At 44.7% G+C, this 2508-nt stretch carries 1 protein-coding gene, 2 tRNA genes and 1 rRNA gene; all 4 read left to right on the top strand.

The features are described from left to right. The first annotated feature begins 360 nt into the window (after positions 1 to 360). Positions 361 to 564 (top strand): hypothetical protein, encoded by a 204-nt coding sequence (locus tag FLB_RS07300; protein WP_064715310.1) that lies wholly within the window; start codon positions 361 to 363, stop codon positions 562 to 564. Positions 565 to 627: 63 nt separating this feature from the next. Continuing rightward, positions 628 to 2143, top strand: a 16S ribosomal RNA gene (locus tag FLB_RS07295). A 127-nt stretch (positions 2144 to 2270) separates the two neighbouring features. After that, positions 2271 to 2344: transfer RNA gene (locus FLB_RS07290), tRNA-Ile, on the top strand. Positions 2345 to 2431: 87 nt separating this feature from the next. Beyond that, positions 2432 to 2505: transfer RNA gene (locus tag FLB_RS07285), tRNA-Ala, on the top strand. The last annotated feature ends 3 nt before the right edge of the window (positions 2506 to 2508 follow it).

The following is a 2508-nucleotide window of genomic DNA, read 5'->3' as shown; positions in this document are numbered from 1 at the left end:
GTATGAATAGAGTATGAATAGCGTATTTTGCTATTACCATTAGCTTATTTTTGGTTTTAGGTATTATTTTGTTTTTGTAAAGTTTGTGTTAAATTGTGACTATCAGCATTTTATTGCATAATTAAAAAATAAATCAAAAAAAGTTTAAAAAAGCTATTGTTTAAACGAAAAAAGGGTCTACTTTTGCACCCGCAACAACGGCGACGTTCTTTTAAATACTGGCAAGCGATTAAGATTAAAGAAAAGCGATTTTCTAAAAAAAAATCAAAAAAAGCTTGTGAGAAATAAAAACGTTGTTTACCTTTGCACCCCGCAAAAACGGTAAGTTCCTTGAGAGATTGATAAGAGAAAATGAGATGAATGAGAGTAAAAATTCTCAAAAAAAAGTTTCAAATTTTCTTGCCAGTTAAAAAAAGAATTTCTACTTTTGCACCCGCTAATCGCAACAACGAAAAGCGCATAAAACAAGAAGAATACGTTCCTAGACATATTGAATTGACAGCCGTCTTATCGAGAGATAAGACAAAGAAAAAAAAGAGTAAGATAATCGAGAGATTAGAATAAACACCGATAGAATTGGATTCGAATAATAAAAAGAAGCTGAACAACATTCAGCTTAAACAATATACGATGAAGAGTTTGATCCTGGCTCAGGATGAACGCTAGCGGCAGGCTTAACACATGCAAGTCGAGGGGTAGAAGGAGCTTGCTCCTTTGAGACCGGCGCACGGGTGCGTAACGCGTATGCAATCTACCTTTTGCAGAGGGATAGCCCAGAGAAATTTGGATTAATACCTCATAGTATAGCAGTTTCGCATGAAACCACTATTAAAGTCACAACGGCAAAAGATGAGCATGCGTCCCATTAGCTAGTTGGTAAGGTAACGGCTTACCAAGGCTACGATGGGTAGGGGTCCTGAGAGGGAGATCCCCCACACTGGTACTGAGACACGGACCAGACTCCTACGGGAGGCAGCAGTGAGGAATATTGGACAATGGGCGCAAGCCTGATCCAGCCATGCCGCGTGCAGGATGACGGTCCTATGGATTGTAAACTGCTTTTGTACAGGAAGAAACACTCCCTCGTGAGGGAGCTTGACGGTACTGTAAGAATAAGGATCGGCTAACTCCGTGCCAGCAGCCGCGGTAATACGGAGGATCCAAGCGTTATCCGGAATCATTGGGTTTAAAGGGTCCGTAGGCGGTTTAGTAAGTCAGTGGTGAAAGCCCATCGCTCAACGGTGGAACGGCCATTGATACTGCTAGACTTGAATTATTAGGAAGTAACTAGAATATGTAGTGTAGCGGTGAAATGCTTAGAGATTACATGGAATACCAATTGCGAAGGCAGGTTACTACTAATGGATTGACGCTGATGGACGAAAGCGTGGGTAGCGAACAGGATTAGATACCCTGGTAGTCCACGCCGTAAACGATGGATACTAGCTGTTGGGCGCAAGTTCAGTGGCTAAGCGAAAGTGATAAGTATCCCACCTGGGGAGTACGTTCGCAAGAATGAAACTCAAAGGAATTGACGGGGGCCCGCACAAGCGGTGGAGCATGTGGTTTAATTCGATGATACGCGAGGAACCTTACCAAGGCTTAAATGTAGATTGACCGGTTTGGAAACAGACTTTTCGCAAGACAATTTACAAGGTGCTGCATGGTTGTCGTCAGCTCGTGCCGTGAGGTGTCAGGTTAAGTCCTATAACGAGCGCAACCCCTGTTGTTAGTTGCCATCGAGTCATGTCGGGAACTCTAACGAGACTGCCAGTGCAAACTGTGAGGAAGGTGGGGATGACGTCAAATCATCACGGCCCTTACGCCTTGGGCTACACACGTGCTACAATGGCCGGTACAGAGAGCAGCCACTGGGTGACCAGGAGCGAATCTACAAAGCCGGTCACAGTTCGGATCGGAGTCTGCAACTCGACTCCGTGAAGCTGGAATCGCTAGTAATCGGATATCAGCCATGATCCGGTGAATACGTTCCCGGGCCTTGTACACACCGCCCGTCAAGCCATGGAAGCTGGGGGTGCCTGAAGTCGGTGACCGCAAGGAGCTGCCTAGGGTAAAACTGGTAACTAGGGCTAAGTCGTAACAAGGTAGCCGTACCGGAAGGTGCGGCTGGAACACCTCCTTTCTAGAGCCTTAGTGTTAGCGCAAGCACGCTAGGGAAAAAGAAGAAGATTTTATGGGTGCTATGACACCGATTATATTACTCTTGCTGTTAATTTAAAGAAATTGAATAAAGAATTAAGTAAAAACAGAGTCTCGTAGCTCAGCTGGTTAGAGTACTACACTGATAATGTAGGGGTCGGCAGTTCGAGTCTGCCCGGGACTACTATTTAACTTGATTAGGAAATTTTAGAGGTTGAGTAACCGTTTTAAGTACTGTTGACGGAGAACTGTTAACTGACAACTAAAAAATGGGGGATTAGCTCAGCTGGCTAGAGCGCCTGCCTTGCACGCAGGAGGTCATCGGTTCGACTCCGATATTCTCCACAA

This window comes from Flavobacterium succinicans (assembly GCF_001662485.1).
Taxonomy (GTDB): Bacteria; Bacteroidota; Bacteroidia; order Flavobacteriales; family Flavobacteriaceae; genus Flavobacterium; species Flavobacterium succinicans_A.
Note: the sequence above shows the minus strand (reverse complement) of the source record. Positions and strands in the feature narration are given on the sequence as shown.